At 47.8% G+C, this 855-nt stretch carries 1 pseudogene; it reads right to left on the minus strand.

The annotated features are described in order from the left end of the window. A pseudogene (locus MKP05_RS21205) lies at window positions 1–495 on the minus strand (IS5-like element IS5B family transposase); the annotation flags it as partial. Between the last annotated feature and the right edge of the window lie 360 nt (window positions 496–855).

Here is an 855-nt window from a genome sequence, read left to right on the forward strand (position 1 = left end):
ATGCATCTCCGGATCGCGTTGCTGCTCTTTGTTCTTGGTAGAGCTGGGTGCCTCAATGATGGTGGCATCCACCAAAGTGCCTTGGGTCATCATGACGCCTGCTTCGGCCAGCCAGCGATTGATGGTCTTGAACAATTGACGGGCCAGTTGATGCTGCTCGAGCAGGTGGCGGAAATTCATGATGGTGGTGCGATCCGGCAGGGCGCTATCCAGGGATAATCGGGCAAACAGGCGCATGGAGGCGATTTCGTACAGGGCATCTTCCATGGCACCGTCGCTCAGGTTGTACCAATGCTGCATGCAGTGAATACGCAGCATGGTCTCCAGCGGATAGGGCCGTCGGCCATTGCCCGCCTTGGGATAAAACGGCTCGATGACTTCCACCATGTTTTGCCATGGCAGAATCTGCTCCATGCGGGAGAGGAAAATCTCTTTTCGGGTCTGACGGCGCTTAGTGCTGAATTCACTATCGGCGAAGGTGAGTTGATGGCTCATGATGTCCCTCTGGGATGCGCTCCGGATGAATATGATGATCTCATATCAGGAACTTGTTCGCACCTTCCCTAACAAAAACAAATTGATTTATAACAAAGGCTTTCTCGTATCTATATCAAACTACAACGTCAATTTTTATCTATAAATTGCTGTAACTTAGTAAAAAGCACAGTAAGTTCATTACGTGAACATTATCAATGTCCGGAAACCCTATGTTTAAAAACGGATTTTTCGGCCCAATGAACGCCAAAACTCAAGAAGGAATGGGTATGTCAGACTTACCAAAGAATATCCAAGTTATATTTGATAACAACCCAATGCTCAAGGAACTAATCCCGAATCCAGTTTTGGCCTCAGGAT

This window comes from Halomonas flagellata (assembly GCF_022487945.1).
Classification (GTDB): domain Bacteria; phylum Pseudomonadota; class Gammaproteobacteria; order Pseudomonadales; family Halomonadaceae; genus Halomonas; species Halomonas flagellata.